General features: G+C 69.3%; 17 protein-coding genes. 14 read left to right on the top strand and 3 right to left on the bottom strand.

Going from position 1 to position 18,309, the window contains the following annotated elements:
• Positions 1–75 precede the first annotated feature (75 nt).
• The 4 genes from EOD42_RS17910 to EOD42_RS17895 all read left to right on the top strand — a co-directional run bounded on the left by EOD42_RS17910 (position 76) and on the right by EOD42_RS17895 (position 7,578).
• Positions 76–2,163 carry an AsmA family protein gene (locus EOD42_RS17910; protein ID WP_127788938.1) on the top strand — a complete coding sequence of 696 codons (2,088 nt, stop codon included), beginning with the start codon at positions 76–78 and terminating at the stop codon, positions 2,161–2,163.
• Positions 2,164–2,502: 339 nt separating this feature from the next.
• On the top strand, positions 2,503–4,707 hold the full coding sequence (gene pnp / locus EOD42_RS17905) for a polyribonucleotide nucleotidyltransferase (protein WP_127788937.1): 2,205 nt from the start codon (positions 2,503–2,505) through the stop codon (positions 4,705–4,707).
• Positions 4,708–5,064: 357 nt separating this feature from the next.
• Positions 5,065–6,465, top strand: coding sequence for an NAD(P)H-dependent flavin oxidoreductase (locus EOD42_RS17900; protein WP_127788936.1), 1,401 nt, complete (start codon positions 5,065–5,067; stop codon positions 6,463–6,465).
• A 132-nt stretch (positions 6,466–6,597) separates the two neighbouring features.
• On the top strand, positions 6,598–7,578 hold the full coding sequence (locus EOD42_RS17895; protein WP_127788935.1) for a tripartite tricarboxylate transporter substrate binding protein BugD: 981 nt from the start codon (positions 6,598–6,600) through the stop codon (positions 7,576–7,578).
• 231 nt (positions 7,579–7,809) lie between these two features.
• Here the strand turns inward: EOD42_RS17895 and EOD42_RS17890 are convergent, their stop codons facing one another.
• Entirely contained in the window at positions 7,810–8,511 is a 702-nt protein-coding gene (locus EOD42_RS17890; protein WP_127788934.1) for a dienelactone hydrolase family protein, read from the bottom strand.
• A 163-nt stretch (positions 8,512–8,674) separates the two neighbouring features.
• On the opposite strand from EOD42_RS17890, the gene EOD42_RS17885 reads away from it, so the two are divergent.
• On the top strand, positions 8,675–9,148 hold the full coding sequence (locus EOD42_RS17885; RefSeq protein ID WP_206020390.1) for a flavin reductase: 474 nt from the start codon (positions 8,675–8,677) through the stop codon (positions 9,146–9,148).
• Between the two features lie 49 nt (positions 9,149–9,197).
• Here the strand turns inward: EOD42_RS17885 and EOD42_RS17880 are convergent, their stop codons facing one another.
• Together EOD42_RS17880 and phnF are read right to left on the bottom strand one after the other, a co-directional pair.
• Positions 9,198–10,328, bottom strand: coding sequence for an alpha-D-ribose 1-methylphosphonate 5-triphosphate diphosphatase (locus EOD42_RS17880; RefSeq protein ID WP_127788932.1), 1,131 nt, complete (start codon positions 10,326–10,328; stop codon positions 9,198–9,200).
• Complete coding sequence (phnF, locus tag EOD42_RS17875) at positions 10,325–11,080, bottom strand: phosphonate metabolism transcriptional regulator PhnF (protein WP_127788931.1); 756 nt, start codon at positions 11,078–11,080, stop codon at positions 10,325–10,327. The genes EOD42_RS17880 and phnF overlap by 4 nt, the downstream gene beginning before the upstream one ends.
• A 74-nt stretch (positions 11,081–11,154) precedes the next feature.
• Between phnF and phnG the strand changes: the two genes are divergently transcribed.
• From phnG to EOD42_RS17830, 9 genes are all read left to right on the top strand, one after another.
• Entirely contained in the window at positions 11,155–11,613 is a 459-nt protein-coding gene (gene phnG / locus EOD42_RS17870) for a phosphonate C-P lyase system protein PhnG (protein ID WP_240655200.1), read from the top strand.
• Positions 11,610–12,170, top strand: coding sequence for a phosphonate C-P lyase system protein PhnH (gene phnH / locus EOD42_RS17865; RefSeq protein ID WP_127788930.1), 561 nt, complete (start codon positions 11,610–11,612; stop codon positions 12,168–12,170). The genes phnG and phnH overlap by 4 nt, the downstream gene beginning before the upstream one ends.
• The gene (locus EOD42_RS17860) at positions 12,170–13,252 is read left to right on the top strand and encodes a carbon-phosphorus lyase complex subunit PhnI (protein WP_127788929.1); all 1,083 of its coding nucleotides are present in this window, start codon (positions 12,170–12,172) and stop codon (positions 13,250–13,252) included. The genes phnH and EOD42_RS17860 overlap by 1 nt, the downstream gene beginning before the upstream one ends.
• On the top strand, positions 13,249–14,109 hold the full coding sequence (locus EOD42_RS17855; protein WP_127788928.1) for an alpha-D-ribose 1-methylphosphonate 5-phosphate C-P-lyase PhnJ: 861 nt from the start codon (positions 13,249–13,251) through the stop codon (positions 14,107–14,109). The genes EOD42_RS17860 and EOD42_RS17855 overlap by 4 nt, the downstream gene beginning before the upstream one ends.
• Entirely contained in the window at positions 14,106–14,876 is a 771-nt protein-coding gene (gene phnK, locus EOD42_RS17850; RefSeq protein ID WP_127788927.1) for a phosphonate C-P lyase system protein PhnK, read from the top strand. Before EOD42_RS17855 ends, phnK begins: the two co-directional genes overlap by 4 nt.
• Positions 14,873–15,568, top strand: a complete 696-nt coding sequence (gene phnL / locus EOD42_RS17845; RefSeq protein ID WP_127788926.1) for a phosphonate C-P lyase system protein PhnL — start codon at positions 14,873–14,875, stop codon at positions 15,566–15,568. The genes phnK and phnL overlap by 4 nt, the downstream gene beginning before the upstream one ends.
• The gene (locus tag EOD42_RS17840) at positions 15,565–16,701 is read left to right on the top strand and encodes an alpha-D-ribose 1-methylphosphonate 5-triphosphate diphosphatase (protein ID WP_127788925.1); all 1,137 of its coding nucleotides are present in this window, start codon (positions 15,565–15,567) and stop codon (positions 16,699–16,701) included. Before phnL ends, EOD42_RS17840 begins: the two co-directional genes overlap by 4 nt.
• 277 nt (positions 16,702–16,978) lie before the next feature.
• Positions 16,979–17,659, top strand: coding sequence for a DUF1045 domain-containing protein (locus EOD42_RS17835; protein ID WP_127788924.1), 681 nt, complete (start codon positions 16,979–16,981; stop codon positions 17,657–17,659).
• Positions 17,659–18,270, top strand: a complete 612-nt coding sequence (locus EOD42_RS17830) for a pyridoxamine 5'-phosphate oxidase family protein (RefSeq protein WP_127788923.1) — start codon at positions 17,659–17,661, stop codon at positions 18,268–18,270. The genes EOD42_RS17835 and EOD42_RS17830 overlap by 1 nt, the downstream gene beginning before the upstream one ends.
• The last annotated feature ends 39 nt before the right edge of the window (positions 18,271–18,309 follow it).

The raw sequence follows: 18,309 nt of genomic DNA, 5'->3' as shown, positions 1-18,309 counted from the left end.
GGGTGGCGTGGCACGCCCTCGCCGCAACCCAACTGCTGCCGAGGAGTTTTGAGTACCAAATCGGCAGAGGTGGAAATGCGCGCTCACAAGGCCATGTGGTGGCTGATCGGCATAGCCCTGCCCATCCTGGTTCTCGTCCTGCTCTTCCGCTGGGACTGGCTCATCCCGCTCGTCGAGGCACGCGCCTCTGCCGCGCTGGGCCGGCAGGTGAGCATCGCGCATCTGCATGTCCGGCTCGGCCGCGTGCCCGAAATCACCCTGACCGACCTGCGCATCGCCAATCCTGAGGGCTTCTCGGCCGATCCGCCCTTCGCCCTGGTGCCGCGCACCGTGGTCTCGGTCGAGGCCTGGCCGCTGATCCGTGACCGGCGGATCGTCATCCCCTCCGTCGCCCTGCACCAGCCGGCCGTGGAGCTCGCGGCCCGCGAGGACGGCACGAACAACTTCACCTTCGCCGCGCTGACCGGCGGCGACGGCACCGCGGGGGCAGGTGGCCCGGTGGTGCGGCGCCTGAGCATCCTGGAGGGTCGCTCGCATGTCGCGCTCCAGGCGCTGGAGGCCGATTTCAACCTGCAGATCGCCACGCAAGAGCCCGAGGGCCAGGATCCGACGATCACCCTGCGGGCGGAGGGACGCTATGCCGGCCAGCCGATCACCGGCGAGCTGGTCGGCGGAGCGTTGCTCGCGCTGCGGGATGCCAGCCGCCCCTGGCCGGTGCGCCTCCAGCTCGCCAACGGCCCGACGCGGGTCTCGCTGGAAGGCTCGGTGAGGGAGCCCCTGGCGCTGCGCGGCGCTGACCTCCGGCTCACCTTGGCCGGGCCCGACATGAAGCTGCTCATGCCGCTGACCGGTGTGCCCATCCCGACCACGCCGGCCTATCGCGTCGCCGGCCGGCTGGATTTCGCGGAAGGCCGGGCGCGCTTCCACGAGCTGCAGGGCACGGTTGGCCGCACCGACCTCGGCGGCGAGATCGTGGTCGCGCCCAATGCCGCCCGCCCCGCGACGGAGGTGCCTCTCGCCCGCGCCCCCGGCCAGCGCCAGGCCTCTGCCGAGCCGCGCACCCAGGCGCCGCCGCCGGCCCCGGCACCCCGCACCACGCGCAGCGGACCGCAGACCACCGTTCCCGCCGACCGGCACCCCGAAAGCACGCGCCCCCGGCCCGAGATCACGGCCAACCTGCACTCGCGCCGCGTCGACCTGGACGATCTGGCCGGCTTCATCGGCGGCAATCCGCAGCCGGGCCAAAGCAATGCCCGCTCCGGCCGCACCTTGCCCGACGTGCCGATCAGCCTGCCGCGCATCCGCGCCGCCAACATCCATCTGGTCTATGACGGCCGGCGGATCGAGGGACGCAGCCAGCCGCTCGACAATCTGCATGCCGCGCTGGACATCGTGGACGGCGTCATCACCGTGCACCCCTTGCGCTTCGGTGTCGGCCAGGGCCGCATCGAGACGACCGCCACGCTGACCCCGCAGGAGAATGGCGGCTTGGCCACGGAGATGCGCGTGGAATTCCAGCGCGTGGACGTCTCGCGCCTGTTGGGCGTCACGGGCGTGGCTGAGGGCCAGGGCACCCTGGGCGGCCGCGCGCAGTTGACCAGCAATGGCCGGTCGCTGGCAGAGCTGCTGGCACGCGGCAACGGCGGCGTCACGCTCACCATGGCGGGCGGCAACGTGTCGGCGCTGCTGGTGGATCTCGCGGGTCTCCGTCTTGGGAATGCGGTCTTCTCCGCGCTGGGGCTGCCGAACCGCACGCGCGTCGAATGCTTCGTTGCCGATCTCGGCCTGCAGCGCGGCGTGCTGACCGGGCGCAATGTGCTGCTGGACACTGAGGACGTGCTCGTCACCGGCACGGGCACCGTCAACCTGGCGCAGGAGCGGATCGACGTGGAACTGAACACGGAATCCAAAAGCCTCACCATCGCCGCCCTGCCGACCACGATCGACGTCACCGGGCCCTTCGCGAACCCGAGCGTCGCGCCCGACTTCACGGAGCTCGGGATCCGCGGCGGGCTGGCGGCGGCGCTGGGCTTCGTTGCGGTGCCGCTGGCTATCCTGCCCACCATCCAATTCGGCATCGGCGATGATCCGCGCTGCCGCAACCTTGTGGCCCAGGGCGGGCGCACGCGGGAGCAGCGCCTGCAGCAGCGGCGTCAGCGATGATCTGAGCCGCTCGGTGAAGCGTCGGGGGCGACCTGCCGGCCGTCACCCACGCAATGCTGGCCTTTTCTCCTCAAAACGTGCATAGGGGCCGCCGATGCGCCCCGAGGGGGGCCATCACAGCGGCGCGCCCCAGCCGGCGCTTCGCCCGTACCGGAGCATTCTCCGGCCCGGCATGGCATTTCCGGCCATGTGGGCGGCCTCAACCTCTCGCCCCGATCCGGGCGGTGGGCCCATCCGCACCGCATAGCCCGAAATGCCGCGTGCCAGCGGGTGATGGCGTGGGCCGGCGTGCCGTTCCGTGAACCGGGGTGCCATCGGGCACCTCATGAAGGACGACGCATGTTCGACAAGTATTTCCGCAAGGACATCGCCTGGGGCGGCCAGATCCTGTCGCTCGAGACGGGCAAGGTGGCCCGCCAGGCCGATGGCGCCGTGATGGCGCGCCTGGGCGACACCATCGTGCTCTGCACCGTGGTCGGCGCCCGCAGCGTGAAGCCCGGCCAGGACTTCTTCCCGCTGACGGTGAACTACCAGGAAAAGGCCTTCGCGGCCGGCAAGATCCCGGGCGGCTTCTTCAAGCGTGAGGGCCGTCCCTCCGAGAACGAGACCCTGGTCTCCCGCCTGATCGACCGCCCGCTGCGCCCGCTGTTCCCGGAAGGGTTCCGCAACGAGGTGCAGGTCATCGCGACGGTCCTGTCGCATGACATGGAAAACAACCCGGACATCGTCTCGCTGGTCGGCTGCTCCGCCGCGCTGACGCTGTCGGGCATTCCCTTCTTCGGCCCGGTGGGTGCGGCCCGCGTGGGCTTCATCGACGGCCAGTATGTGCTGAACCCGACGGCCGCGCAGATCGCGCAGTCCCGCCTGGACCTGGTCCTGGCCGGCACCGCCGAGGGCGTGCTGATGGTCGAGTCCGAGGCCGACGAGCTGCCGGAAGAGGTGATGCTGGGCGCGCTGGAATTCGGCCACAAGGCCTTCCAGCCCGTGATCCAGGGCATCATCGAGCTGGCCGAGCATGCCGGCAAGGAGCCCTGGGACCTGGCCGGTGAGGACGAGTCCGTGACGGCGCTGAAGGCGCGCATCAAGGAGCTCGGCACCTCGGGCATGACCGAGGCCTACAAGATCACCGAGAAGCTGTCCCGCCAGAAGGCCGTGGGCGAGGCCAAGAAGGCCGTCGTTGCGGCGCTCGAGGCCGAGGGCAAGGACGCTTCCTCTGCCAAGGGCCTGCTGAAGGAGCTCGAGGCGGATGTGGTCCGCAACGCGATCCTGGACACCGGCATCCGCATCGACGGCCGCGACACCAAGACCGTGCGCCCCATCCTGGCCGAGGTCGGCGTGCTGCCGCGCGCCCATGGTTCCGCCCTGTTCACTCGTGGCGAGACGCAGTCGCTCTGCGTGGTCACGCTGGGCACCGGCCAGGACGAGCAGATCATCGACAGCCTCACGGGCGAATACCGTGAGAACTTCATGCTGCACTACAACTTCCCGCCCTACTCGGTGAACGAGACGGGCCGCATGGGCAGCCCCGGCCGTCGCGAGATCGGCCACGGCAAGCTCGCGTGGCGCGCGGTCCACCCGATCCTGCCGGGCAAGGAGCAGTTCCCGTACACGATCCGCATCGTGTCCGAGATCACGGAATCCAACGGTTCCTCCTCGATGGCGACCGTCTGCGGCGCGACCCTGTCCATGATGGATGCGGGCGTTCCCCTGCGCCGTCCGGTGGCCGGCATCGCCATGGGCCTGATCAAGGAAGACCGCGGCTATGCCGTGCTGTCCGACATCCTGGGCGACGAGGATCACCTCGGCGACATGGACTTCAAGGTGGCCGGTTCCGAGGCGGGCATCACCAGCCTGCAGATGGACATCAAGATCACGTCCATCACGCTGGAGATCATGAAGGTCGCGCTGGCCCAGGCCAAGGACGGCCGCATCCACATCCTGGGTGAGATGGCCAAGGGCATTTCCGGTGCCCGCAGCCAGGTGGCCGCCACCGCGCCGCGCATCACCGTGATCAACGTGCCGAAGGAGAAGATCCGCGACGTGATCGGCACCGGCGGCAAGGTGATCCGCGAGATCGTCGAGCAGACCGGCTGCAAGATCGACATCGAGGATGACGGCACGATCAAGATCGCGTCCGCCAGCCAGGAGAACACGGACGCGGCCATCGCCAAGATCCGCGGCATCACGGCCGAGGCCGAGATCGGCGTGATCTACACGGGCAAGGTCGTGAAGACCGCCGATTTCGGCGCCTTCGTGAACTTCCTGGGCGCCAAGGACGGCCTGGTTCACATCAGCGAGCTGGCCAATGAGCGCGTGAACAAGACCACCGACGTCGTCAAGGAAGGCGATGCCGTGAAGGTCAAGGTCATCGGCTTCGACGACCGCGGCAAGGTGAAGCTGTCCATGCGCGTGGTCGACCAGGCCACCGGTGCCGACATCACGGAGCAGGTGGGCGAGCGCCGCCCCCGTGCCGAGGGCGAGGAAGGCGAGGGCCGTGAGCGCGGCGAGCGCCGTGAGCGCCGTCCGCGTCGCGACCGCGACTGAGCCTGCCGGGTTGAAAATTCGTCACCCGTAGAGGGCAGGGGGCGTTGCTCCCTGACCCCATAGGTCAGGGGCAGCGCCCCTGGCCGGACTGTCCCGGCCATCTGCGATGGCATTGATTTTCATCGAAAATTCGAGGCCGGAACATTCGGCGGGCGTAGCCCCTCGCGGATGCCCGGACAGCGCCCGGTCCTGCCGGGCGGCCCTGACGGAACACTCGGCCCGCGGCAATACGATGCTCGCCCGGCCCTGCCTTCATAAAACCATCCCCGACCACGCCGCATCCCGTGATCTCCCCTTGGGTCTGGGCCGTTTTGCTATTATGTGACCCCCCATACGTATTACTGAGGATTTCCTGCCGTGAAGGCCATCAACGCGATCCGCATGGGCGGCGCCGAAGTTCTGCCGCTGGTGGAAGGTGGAAAGGGCGTCGCCGTCTCGAACGGCGTCACGGCCGGCACCTGGTCCGCCGCCGGTGGCGTCGGCACGCTGAGCGCGGTGAACGCAGACAGCTACGACGAGAACGGCGAGGTCATCCGCCAGATCTATCACGGCCGCACCCGGCGGGAGCGCCATGAGGAACTGGTCGAATACGGTATCCGTGGCGCCATCGCGCAGGCGCAGCGCGCGCGCGACATCGCGGGCCCCAGTGCGCGAATCCACGCCAATGTCCTGTGGGAGATGGGCGGCGCCGAGCGCGTGCTGCGCGGCATGCTGGAAGGCGCCAAGGGCCTGATCAACGGCATCACCTGCGGCGCGGGCATGCCCTACAAGCTGGCCGAGATCGCGCGCGAGTTCGGCATCCACTACTACCCCATCGTCTCCTCCGGCCGTGCTTTCAGCGCGCTGTGGAAGCGCAGCTATTCCAAGGTGAGCGAGCTGCTGGGCGGCGTGGTCTATGAGGACCCCTGGCTGGCCGGCGGCCACAACGGCCTGTCCAACAGCGAGGATCCCCGCAAGCCCGAGGCCCCCTATGGCCGCGTGCTGGCGCTGCGCGAGCAGATGCGCGCCTTCGGCCTGGGCGATACGCCCATCATCATGGCCGGCGGCGTGTGGTGGCTGGAGGAATGGGAGGACTGGATCGACAACCCTGAGCTCGGTCCCATCGCCTTCCAGTTCGGCACCCGCCCGCTGCTGACCCAGGAAAGCCCGATCGGCGATGCCTGGAAGAAGCGCCTGATGGAGCTGGAGCCGGGCTCGGTCTCGCTGCAGAACTTCTCGCCCACGGGCTTCTACAGCTCTGCCGTGCGCAACGACTTCCTGCGTCAGCTGGAGGCCCGCAGCGAGCGCCAGATCGCCTATTCGCCGGAAGCCGTGGGCGACCACACCGCCGAATACCTGATCGGCCCCCGTCGCCGTCCGGTCTTCGTCACGCCGCACGACAAGGAAAGCGCCATGGGCTGGGAGGCCGCGGGCTTCACCGAGGCCCTGCGCACCCCCGACAGCACGCTGGTGTTCGAAACGCCCGAGGTCGCGCGTGAGGTGGTGAAGGACCAGGCCGACTGCATGGGCTGCCTCAGCCAGTGCCGTTTCTCCAACTGGTCGCAGCATTCCGCGGACCTGACGAACGGCAAGAAGGCCGATCCGCGCAGCTTCTGCATCCAGAAGGGCCTGCAGGACATCGCCCATGGCGGTTCCATCGAGGACAACCTGATGTTCGCGGGCCACAACGCCCCGCGTTTCAAATCCGATCCGTTCTACTCCAACGGTTTCATCCCCACGGTGAAGCAGCTGGTCGAGCGGATCATGACCGGGCGCTGAGCGCCCATTCCCGCAACAACTGATGTCTGATCTCTGCCCCGCATGCATGCATGCGGTGGCAGATACGTTCCGCGCTTGACCGCGCCACCAAGAAGAACACATGAACGTGTCAGAACGCCTTGGAGAACGTCTATGACCCAGTTTACCCGCCGCGCCGCGCTGGCGCTTCCCGCGGCCGCGCTCGCGGCGCCGGCCTTGGCGCAGCAGGGCTACCCCAGCCGCCCCATCACCATGATCGTGCCCTTCGCGGCCGGTGGCCCCACCGACACGGTGGCCCGCCTGCTGGCGACCGAGATGAGCAAGGACCTGGGCGGGTCCGTGGTGGTGGAGAATGTCGGCGGCGCCGGCGGCACGCTGGGCGCGCAGCGCACGGCGCAGGCCAGGCCCGATGGCTACAACATCCTGTGCCACCACATCGGCATGGCGACCATCCCGACCCTGTATCGCCGCCTGGCCTATGACTCGGTGAACGGCTTCGAGACGATCGGCATGATCACCGAGGTGCCGATGACCATCATCGCGCGCCCGAACATCCAGGCGAGCAACCTGCAGGAGCTGGTGGCGCTGGTGCGTCGCCAGGGCACCGGACTGAACCTGGCCAATGCCGGCGTGGGCGCGGCCAGCCACCTGTGCGGCCTGCTGTTCCAGACGGCCGTGGGCGCGCAGATGACGACCGTTCCCTATCGCGGCACCGCACCCGCGATGAATGACCTGGTGGGCGGCACGGTCGACCTGATGTGCGACCAGACGACCAACACGACCGAGCAGATCCGCGCGGGCACCGTGCGCGCCTTCGCGGTGACCACGCCGCAGCGCGTTGAATCCCTGCCCAATATCCCGACCGCCGCCGAGGCCGGGCTGCCCAACATGGAAGTCTCCATCTGGCACGGCCTGTATGCGCCCAAGGGCACGCCGGCCGAGATCGTGAACCGCCTGTCGCAGAGCCTGCAGACGGCGTTGAAGGTGCCCACCCTGGTGCAGCGCTTCAACGACCTGGGCACCAGCCCGGTGCCGCAGGACCGCGCCACCCCGGCCTTCCACCGCACCTTCTGGACGCAGGACATCGCGCGCTGGCGCCCGATCATCCAGGCGGCGGGTACCTACGCCGACTGAGGGCGTACCGGGGGTTTCATCCCCGGACCCTGACCAAGGGCTCTGCCCTTGGAACCCGCAAAGGGTCGTAACGACCCTTTGAACCCATGAGCTAATTGAAGAGGGCGGGAGGGGACATCGTCCCCTCCCGCCCTTTTCAACTCCCGGTTTCCAAAGGCCCTTCGGCCTTTGGTGGGGGTGCCGGGGGCAAAGCCCCTGGCCGGGGTCCGGGGCAGAGCCCCGGTGCCACCCTCAACCCAGCGTCTGCACCAGCAGCTCGGCTGACCGACCGGCGGCGATGGTCGCGGCGCGCGCGTCGTAGCTGTGGGCGTTCAGTCGGGCGAAGGCATGGTCGACGCCCGGATAGATGTAGGCGCGGGCGGCGGCATGGCCGTCCAGGCTGGCCTTGATCTTGGCCTGTGCCTCGGGGGGGACGAACTTGTCCTTCTCGGCGATGTGCAGGATCGTGGGTGCCGTGATCTTGCCGGCATCGGCCAGCAGCCCGTCCAGCCCCACGCCGTAATAGCTGATGTTGCACGCGGCATCGCTGTCCAGCGCCAACATGACCGAGAGCCTGCCGCCCAGGCAGAAGCCCATGCTGCCCACCTTGCCGTTGCAGCCGGGCAGGGCGCGGGCGGCGGCCATGGTGGCCTTCAGGTCCTCGACGCCCTTGGCCTGGTCCATGCCGTTCATATAGGCGAAGGCCTTTTCCCATTCCGTCTGGCCCTGGTCGGGGTCCAGCTCCACCCCGGGCTTCTGGCGCCAGAACAGGTCGGGGGCGATGGCGAAGAAGCCCATGCTGGCCACCCAGTCGGACAGGGCGCGCATGGTGCGGTTCACGCCGAAGATTTCCTGGATCATGACGACGGCGCCCGCGGGCTTTGTCGCGGGCTCGGCCAGATAGGCCGAGAAGCTGCCGGACCCGTCGGTGGCGGGGATGGTGATCTGGGGCATGGGGCGTTCCTTGGGTTGGGAATCTGCCGCCATGCTGGCGCGGTCCGGGCCGTTGGGCTACATCTTCGGTTGATAGCTATGATTGAAAGTATGGACGACGCGGGCACTTCGCAGGATGCTGGCGGCACATAAGGCGGGTCCGGACCGCCAGGAAGGGTTGAGCATGGATAAGCAGGAATTTCGCGGCGGGATGTCGCGTCTGGCCGCCGCGGTGAATGTCATCACCACCGGGGGGGCGGCGGGCCGCGCCGGGTTCACCGCCAGCGCCGTCACCAGCGTGACCGACGAGCCGCCGACCCTGCTGGTCTGCATGAACCGCAACTTCAGCGGCGCCGAGGCCTTCGCCGCCAACGGCGTGCTGTGCGTGAACACGCTGGGCGCGGGGCAGGAGGACATCTCCAACACCTTCGCCGGCCGGATGAGCGGCGAAGAGCGTTTCTCGGTCGGTGAGTGGGAGACGATGACCACCGGCGCGCCGGCGCTGAAGGAAGCCGCCGTCAGCTTCGATTGCGAGATCCGCGACGTGGTGGAGCAGGGCAGCCACAAGGTGCTGTTCGCCGAGGTGAAGGCGGTGCGGCTGGGCAGCGATGCGGGCGGGCTGGTGTATTTCAACCGGAACTATCACCTGGTGCGGTGAGCAGGCGGGGGCTTTGCCCCCGGAGCCGCAAAGGGGGGCAACGCCCCCTTCACATCCGCGCCGCCGCCCCCGGCGCCACCCAGCTCAGCCGCCCCTGCGTGAACACCGCGACCGGCTTCGGCGCTTCCTTCCCGCCTTCCACGATCACCACATCGCCCCGCATGCCGGGCGCAAGCCGGCCGCGATCGGTCAGCCCCAGCGCATCGGCCGGGTTGGCCGAGACCAGCTCCCAGCTCTGCGCCACATCCAGCACGCCGCGGCGCATCATGGCGAAGGGCGCCATGAACAGGGCGGGCCAGTGGTAGTCGCTGGCCAGGATGGTCACGACGCCCTGTTCGGCCAGCGGCGCGGCGGAGGCCCAGCCGAGGTGGCTGCCGCCGCGCACCACGTTGGGCGCACCCATCACCACATGCTCGCCGCGCGCCTGGGCGTCGAGCGCCACTTCCTCGACCACCGGGAACTCGCAGATCGTGGCGCCCAGGTCGCGGAACATCTGGCGGCGTTCCAGCGTGTTGTCGTCATGGCTCAGCATCGGGATGCCGGCGGCACGGGCGGCGGAGGCCAGGGCCTCACGCGCGGGCACCAGCTCGGCGTCGCGCCGGGCCATGGCGGCGGCGGCCATGCCGTGGATCTGGGCGGCGGGCACGCCGGCGCGGTCGGCGAATTTGGCCAGTTTGACGCTTTCGGCCGCATGCTTGCTGATGCTGGGCGTGTGGTCATTGAAGCCCAGCAGATGCACGCGGCCGAGGCCGATGGCCGCCACCGCGTCGGGCAGCGCGTCGAAATTGTCGAGCTCCATGCGCAGGTGGATGCGCATGTCGGGGCCCTCGGGGCGCGGGGCCTTCAGCAGGTCCCGGAACATCTGCAACGACCGCAGCCCAGGCTCCCAGGAAAGGGTGACGCCGAGATAGGCGGTGGTGATGCCGCAGCCCAGCATCTGGCGGGCACTTTCCTCCAGCGCGAAGCCGGGCGGGAAGCCCACGCCGGGGCGCGGCTGCAGCCCGCGCTCATGCGCGTCGCCGTGAATGTCGATGATGCCGGGCAGCACCCAGCAGCCCGCCGCGTCGAAGCGGCGCGGGGCAGGGGGCGTGCCGATCTTGCCGCCGGTCAGGCCCAGCGCGCCCGGCGCCAGCCCGGCCTCGCCCAGTACTTCGCCGCCCTCGATGATCCAGTCGCTCATTCTGTCTCCACCACGATCTGCATGCGGCCCGCGGCATAGCGGGCGATGCTGACTTCCACGGGCGTGCCGCCCGGTTCGATATTCACCGCCTCCGCCAGCAGCACGGGGCGGGAGCGCGCCTGCTCCAGCAGCGCCGCTTCCTCCGGCGTCGGCATGCGCGCGGTGATGCGCGTGACCTGCCGGCGGTAGTCGGGGATGCCGCAGGATGAGAGTGCCGCCGTGATCGACGGGTTGTCCTTCAGCAGGGTCGGGATGCGGCCGAAGCGGTGCGCCGGGAAATGATGGCTGCCGAGCGTGACGGGTTTGCTGTTGGCGAAGCCCAGCCGCTCCACGATCACGACATTGCGCTGGCCGCGCTTCAGCTTCAGCAGTTCCGCGATGCGGGGTTCGGCCTCGGATTCGGAAACGCGCAGGATGCGGCCCGAAGGCTCACGCGACTGCGCGCGGATGATCTCGGAAAACCTTGTGCGGCTGCCGAGCGGGTATTCGACGATATCCTCGGCCACGAAGCTGCCGCGCCCCTGTTCCACGCGCACCAGGCCGCGCGTCACCAGATCCTCCATGGCGCGGCGGATGGTGTGGCGGTTCACGCCGAAACTCTCGGCCAGCACGGCCTCGGTGGGCAGGCGGGCGCCGGCTTCCAGCTCTCCGTTATGGATCCGTGCCTCGATGCGGCTGGCGATCTGGCGCCACAGCGCGACGCCTTCCCCACGGGGCAGGGGTGCCAGCAGCGTCATGGAATCTTCAAGCATATGCGCCCCTATCGGTGACATCATCCGCATTGACGTTAATCGAGCGGATGTGGTGTTGTCTAGACATCCCGAAGATGACAAACGCACCCACCTCTCCCGACCGCACCGACAGACAGATCTGGATGTCCGTGCTCGCCCGCGCCAGCGCCGAGGCCCTGCGCGAACATCTGGCCGATGTGCCGCCCCTGCCGGCGCACCGCCGCCTCAAGGGGCCGGATACCGGCCTCGTCATGCTGCGCGGCCGGGCCGGCGGCGACGGCACCGCCTTCAACCTGATGGAGGCCACGGTCACCCGCTGCACCGTCTCCATGGGTGAGCATATGGGCCATGCGACCGTGATGGGCCGCGACCTGGCCCAGGCCGAACTGGCGGCGGCGATCGACGCCGCCCTGCAGAACCCTGAACTGCGCGACGCGCTGATGGCCTCGGTGGTGGAGCCGCTGGCAGCCAGCCAGGACAGCGCCCGCGCCGAGACCGCGCGCAAGGCCGAGGCCACGCGCGTCAACTTCTTCACCATGGCGACCATGCGATGATGCAGCCCGGATTTGCCGATCCCGTCCTCGACGCCCAGTCCGCCTTCCGCGCGGTGCTGGAGGCGTTGAGCCACCCTGGCCGGATCATCCCCATCGCGCCGGCGCCGATCCCGCCCGCGCCGCTGTCGCCCGCCATGGGCGCGCTGGCGCTCGCGCTGTGCGATGCCGACACGCCGGTCTGGCAGGATGGCGGTGCCCAGGCCGCCGACTGGCTGCGCTTTCACACCGGCGCGCCCTTCGCCGAGGCGCCCGCCGCCATGTTCCTGTTCGCCACCGGCCGCCCGCCGGCGCTGAGCACCTTGAACCTCGGCACGGATGAGGTGCCGCAGGATGGCGCCACGCTGGTGCTGAACGTCGCCTCCCTCAAGGCGCAAGGCACGCTCCGCCTGCGCGGCCCGGGCATCAAGGACGAGGTGTCGCTGGGCGTCGAAGGGTTGCCGGAAAACTTCCTCGCGGAACGCGCGGCCCTTCGCCCGCATTTCCCGCGCGGCCTCGACATCGTCTTCTGCTGCGGGGCGCAGATCGCCGCCCTGCCGCGCACCACCGAGGTGATCTGATGTACGTCTCCGTCAAGGGCGGCGAGAGCGCCATCGCCAACGCCCATGCCTGGCTGGCCGAGCGCCGGCGCGGCGATGCGGCCCTGCCCGAGATCACCGCCGACCAGATCGCGGAACAGCTCGGCCTCGCGGTCGAGCGCGTGATGGCCGAGGGCGCCTGCATCGACCGTGACCTGGCCGCACTCGCGCTGAAGCAGGCGCGCGGCGACAGCACGGAGGCCGCCTTCCTGCTGCGCGCCTATCGCAACACCCTGCCGCGCTTCGGCTATGCCGCGCCGCTGGATACCGCCGCCATGCAGGTGCAGCGCCGCATCAGCGCCACCTACAAGGACCTGCCCGGCGGCCAGGTGCTGGGCCCGAGCTTCGACTACACCCACCGCCTGCTGGAACTGGACCTCGCCGGCCGCAAGGGCGAGCCCGACCCGGCCCCCCAGGCCGACACGGGCGTGACGCCCATGCCCCGCGTGACCGAGATGCTGGCGCGCGAGGGCCTGATGGCCCGCGACACCGCGACCGATGCCGAGCCGCCCGACCTGACGCGCGAGGGCCTGCGCTTTCCGGCCATCCGGGCGCTGGCGCTGCAATCCATGGCGCGCGGTGATGAGGGGTTCCTGCTCGCGCTCGGCTATTCCACCCAGCGCGGCTACGGCAATGCCCACCCCTTCGTGGGCGAGATCCGCATGGGCGCGGTGCCGGTGGAGTTCACGCCGCCTGAGCTGGGCTTCGCCATCGACATCGGCGACGTGGTCGTCACCGAATGCCAGATGGTCAACCAGTTCGCCGGCAACAACGAAACCCCGCCGCAATTCACCCGCGGCTATGGGCTGGTGCCCGGCCAGAACGAGCGCAAGGCGATGGCCATGTCGCTCGTCGACCGCGCCCTGCGCGCGAGCGAGCTGGGCGAGGAAATCACCGCCCCCGCGCAGGATGCCGAATTCGTCCTGTATCACTGCGACAATGTGGAGAGCACGGGCTTCGTCGAGCATCTGAAGCTGCCGCACTACGTCGATTTCCAGTCGGAGCTGGAGAAGCTGCGCGGCATCCGCGCCCGCTGGGCCGCCGATCGCGGAGAGAAGTCATGAACATCCCGGTGAACCCGGTGGCCGAGCAGCTTGCCGGCTACAACTTCGCCTATCTGGACGAAGCCACGAAGCGGATGATCCGCCGCGCCATCCTGAAGGCCGTGGCGGTGCCGGGCCACCAGGTGCCGTTCGGCGCGCGGGAAATGCCGCTGCCCTATGGCTGGGGCACCGGCGGCATCCAGGTCACGGCCTCCATCCTGGGGCCGCGCGACGTGCTGAAGGTGATCGACCAGGGCGCGGACGACACCACGAACGCGGTGTCCATCCGCCGTTTCTTCGGCCGTGTGGCGGGTGTGCGCACCACGGACCGCACCCGCGAAGCGACCATCGTGCAGACCCGCCACCGCATCCCCGAAACCGCGCTGCGCGAAGGCCAGGTGCTGGTCTATCAGGTGCCGATGCCGGAACCGCTGTTCCGCCTGGAACCGCGCGTCAGCGAAACCACGCGCCTGCACGCGCTGGGCGATTATGGGCTGATGCAGGTGCGCCTGTATGAGGACATCGTGAAGCACGGCGAGGTGGCCACGGCCTATAACCATCCGGTGATGGTGAACGCGCGCTACCTGATGTCGCCTTCGCCCATCCCGTCCTTCGACAACCCGAAGATGCACATGAACCCCGCCCTGCAGCTGTTCGGCGCGGGGCGTGAGAAGCGGATCTACGCCGTGCCGCCCTATACGGCGGTGCAGAGCCTGGATTTCGAGGATCACCCGTTCAGGCCGATCCGCGCGCCGCACGCCTGCGCGCTGTGCAACAGCACCGAAAGCTACCTGGACGAGGTGATCACCGACGACCAGGGCGGGCGGATGTTCGTGTGCTCCGACACCGATTACTGCGCTGAGAGGAGGGGCGAATGAACCCCTTGTTGGAAGCCCGCGGCCTCAACCTGCGCTTCGGCGCGGTGGATGCGCTGCTCGACGTTTCGCTCGATCTCTACCCCGGTGAGGTGGTGGGCATCGTGGGCGAAAGCGGCTCGGGCAAATCCTCGCTGCTCAAGGTGCTGGCGGGCATGCAGGGGGCCGATGGCGGCTGCGTGACCTACACCGATGCCGTGGGCACGGATCATGATGTGCTGAACATCTCCGACGCCGCGCGGCGCCGGCTGATGCGCAGCGAATGGGGCTTCGTGCACCAGAACGCGCGTGACGCGCTGCGCATGAACGTCTCGGCCGGCGGCAATGTGGGTGAGCGGCTGATGGCCGCGGGCGCCCGCCATTTCGGCAAGATCCGCGAGGAAGCCGCCCATTGGCTCGGCCGTGTCGAGATCGACGCGAGCCGCATGGACGATTTGCCGCGCACCTTCTCCGGCGGCATGCAGCAGCGCCTGCAGATCGCCCGCACGCTGGTCACGCGGCCGCGCCTGGTGTTCATGGACGAGCCCACCGGCGGCCTGGACGTGTCGGTGCAGGCGAAGCTGCTGGACCTCATCCGCTCCCTGGTGGCCGATCTCGGCCTCGCGGTGCTGCTGGTCACGCACGACATCGCGGCCGCGCGGCTGCTCTCCCACCGGATCGTGGTGATGCGCCATGGCCGGATCGTGGAGGAAGGCCTGACCGACCGGGTGCTGGACGACCCCCAGCACCCCTACACGCAGCTTCTCGTCAGCTCGGTGCTCGCGGCATGATCGTCCTTCGCACAAACGGCCTCGGCAAATCCTTCACGCTCCACCTCCAGGGCAGCGTGACCATCCCGGTGCTGGAAAACGTCGAGCTCAGCGTCAGGGCAGGGGAGTGCATCGCGCTGACCGGCCCCTCGGGCGCGGGCAAATCCACCCTGATGCGCTGCCTCTACGGCAATTACGGCGCCGAGGCCGGCAGCATCCACCTGCGGCACCGCGATGCCGAGATCGAGATGACCGCCGCCGACCCGCGCATGATGCGCGAGATCCGCCGCGACACGCTGGGCTATGTCTCACAGTTCCTGCGCGTCATCCCGCGCGTGGCGACCCGCGATATCGTGGCGGAACCCCTGATCGCGCGCGGCACCCCGCGTGACGCGGCCCTCGCCCGCGCGACGGAACTGCTGCGCCGCCTGAACCTGCCCGACGCCCTGCACGACCTGCCGCCCGCCACCTTCTCGGGCGGCGAGCAGCAGCGCGTGAACCTGGCGCGCGGCTTCGCGGCCGGCCACCCGATCATGCTGCTGGACGAGCCCACCGCCAGCCTGGATGCCGCCAATGCCGAGGTGGTGATACAGTTGATCCAGGAAGCTAAGGCCGCCGGTAGCGCGCTGGTGGGCATCTTCCACGACCTTCCCGTCCGCGACCGCGTCGCCGACCGCCTGTTCACCGTAGAGCCGATCCGCAAAGCCGCATGACCCAAGACACCATCCTGACCAACGCCCGCATCATCCTGCCCGATGCGGTCATTCACGGCACTCTGGTCCTCCGCGACGGCAAGATCGCCGAAGTCTCCGAAGGGCTGAGCCACGCCCCCGGCGCCGAGGACTGCGAGGGCGACGACATCATCCCCGGCGTCGTCGATGTCCATACCGACAACCTCGAACGCCAGGTGCAGCCGCGCGCCAACGCCCGCTGGCCGTCCCGCAGCGCCTTCATCGCGCATGACGCGCAATGCGCCGCGGCCGGCGTCACCACCGTGTTCGACGCGCTGTGCCTGGGCGACCTCGGCTTCGACCAGGGCCGCGACCAGACCTTCAAGGAAGGCGTGCTGGACCTGACGGAAATGCACGCCACGGGCCTGATGCGCGCCGAGCACCTGCTGCACCTTCGCTGCGAACTGCCCGCCGACGACCTGCCCGGCCTGCTGGACCCCGTGGCCGACCACCCGCTGGTCGCCATGATCAGCGTGATGGACCACTCCCCCGGCATCGGCCAGTACCGCGACCTGCCGCGCTACATCGCCATGCGCGCCCGCCAGACCAGCTGGAGCACCGAACGCGTGCAGCAGCAGGTCGACTACCTGCTGGAAAAGCGCAGCCGCATCCTGGAAACCCACCGCCGCTGGGTGCTGGACCGCGTCGCCGCCCGGAACCTGCCCATCGCCAGCCATGACGACGAAAGCGCCGAGCAGATCGCGCGCAACGCCGCCGACGGGATCATGATCAGCGAATTCCCGGTGACCATGGAGGCCGCGAAAGCCGCCAAGGCCCATGGCGTAGACAGCATCCTGGGCGCGCCCAACATCGTGCGCGGCGGCAGCCACTCCGGCAACGTCGCGGCCCTCGACGTCGCCCGCGCCGGCGCGATGGATATCATCGCCTCCGACTACGTTCCCGCCGCCATGATCGAAGCCGCCTATACCAGCGCCGACATCATGGGACTGCCCGCCGCCATCGCCACCATCACCGCCAACCCCGCCCGCGCCGCCAAACTGCACGACCGCGGCCGCATCCAGCCCGGCCTCAACGCCGACCTGGTGCAGGTCAAGCACCACGTCGGCCTGCCCTTCGTGCGCCGCGTGTGGCGCCAGGGCGCACGGGTGGTGTGATGGGTTGGCGCGCCTCGGGGGCCTTGCCCCCGAACCCCCACCAAGGGCTCTGCCCTTGGAACCCGCCAAAGGCCGAAAGGCCTTTGGAAACCGGGAGCTGGAAGTCTGGGGAGGGGGCTCCGCGCAGCCTCCTGGCCCGACGCGCGTTCCGTGCCCCCTCCCCAAACTTCCAGTTAACTCATGGGGGTCCAGGGGCCACAGGCTCCTGGCGGGGTTTCAAGGGGCAGCGCCCCTTGATGGGGGTCCAGGGGGCGAAGCCCCTTGAAGCGCCCTTCCCATGACGCCTCCCATGCGTGCCGGCGTCTACTGGGCGCCGGAGGTGAGCGACCCGTTGCATGTGCTGGGCTCGGCTTGGCTGGGGCGGGATGCGGAGACGGGGGCCTTGGTGGAGCAGCCGCCGGTGCCCGGCATTGCCGAGATCACGGGCGATCCGCGCGGCTATGGGCTGCATGCGACGTTGAAGCCGCCGTTCCGGCTGGCGCGGCCGTGGGATGAGCTGTGCCGTGAGGTGCAGGCGCTGGCGGCGGCCACGCGGGTATTCGCGCTGCCGCCGCTGTCGGTGCAGAATCTGAAGGGGTTTCTGGCGCTGCGGGAGACGGCGCCTTGCCCGCCGCTTTATGCGCTGGCGGACAGTTGCGTGGAGGCGCTGGACGGTTTTCGCCAGCCGCCGACCGAGGCCGAGCTGGAACGCCGCCGCCGCGCGAAGCTGAGCGAGCGGCACGAGGCCAACCTGGCGCGCTGGGGCTACCCCTATGTGTTCGAGGATTTCCAGTTCCACGTGACGCTGACCCAGCGGCTGGACGATGCGGCGCGTGAGGCGGTGCTGCCGCCCTTGCTGGCGCATTTCGGCGCGGTGCCGGCCATGCCGCGCCTGGTGCGGGAGCTGTGCGTGTTCACCCAGGCCGGCCCGGGTGCCCCCTTCCTGATTGCGGAACGCTTTCCGCTGAAAGGTGCCTGATGCAGATCATCGAGACCGAGGCGGAACTGGAGGCCATCTACGGCATTCCGGTCCTGGCCAGCACCGGCAAGGTGGCGGACCACGTCACCGACGCCTATGGCCGCATCATCGAGGCCGCGCCCTTTTGCGCCCTGGCCACGGTGGGGCCGGAGGGGCTGGATTGCTCGCCGCGCGGCGACGCTTTCGGGCTGACGCGCATCCAGGACCGCAAGACGCTGCTGCTGCCGGACCGGCGCGGCAACAACCGCATCGACAGCATCCGCAACATGGTGCGCGACCCGCGCGTGGCGCTGATGTACCTGGTGCCGGGCAGCGGCAATGCGCTCAGGGTGAACGGGCGCGCGAAGGTGACGGCGGACCAGGCGCTGCGTGAGAGCTTCTCGGTGGAGGGCGCGCTGCCGCGCACGGTGGCCGTCATCACGGTGGACGAGATCTACTTCCAGTGCGCGCGCGCCATCGTGCGGTCGCGCCTGTGGGATCCGGCCAGCCAGGAACTGGCCAAGGGACTGCCGACGCCGGGCCAGATCCTGCAATCCATGACGCGCGGCGAGATCCAGGCCGAGCCCTACGACAGGGAATGGCCCCAGCGGGCTGCCGCCAGCATGTGGTGACAGCAGGCGGCGAGCGGGCTACGCCTTGCTCCCAAATCC

The sequence above is a fragment of the Rhodovarius crocodyli genome, from assembly GCF_004005855.1.
Taxonomy (GTDB): domain Bacteria; phylum Pseudomonadota; class Alphaproteobacteria; order Acetobacterales; family Acetobacteraceae; genus Rhodovarius; species Rhodovarius crocodyli.
The sequence above is the reverse complement of the archived record's forward strand: the minus strand, read 5'-3'. Positions and strand labels throughout refer to the sequence as shown.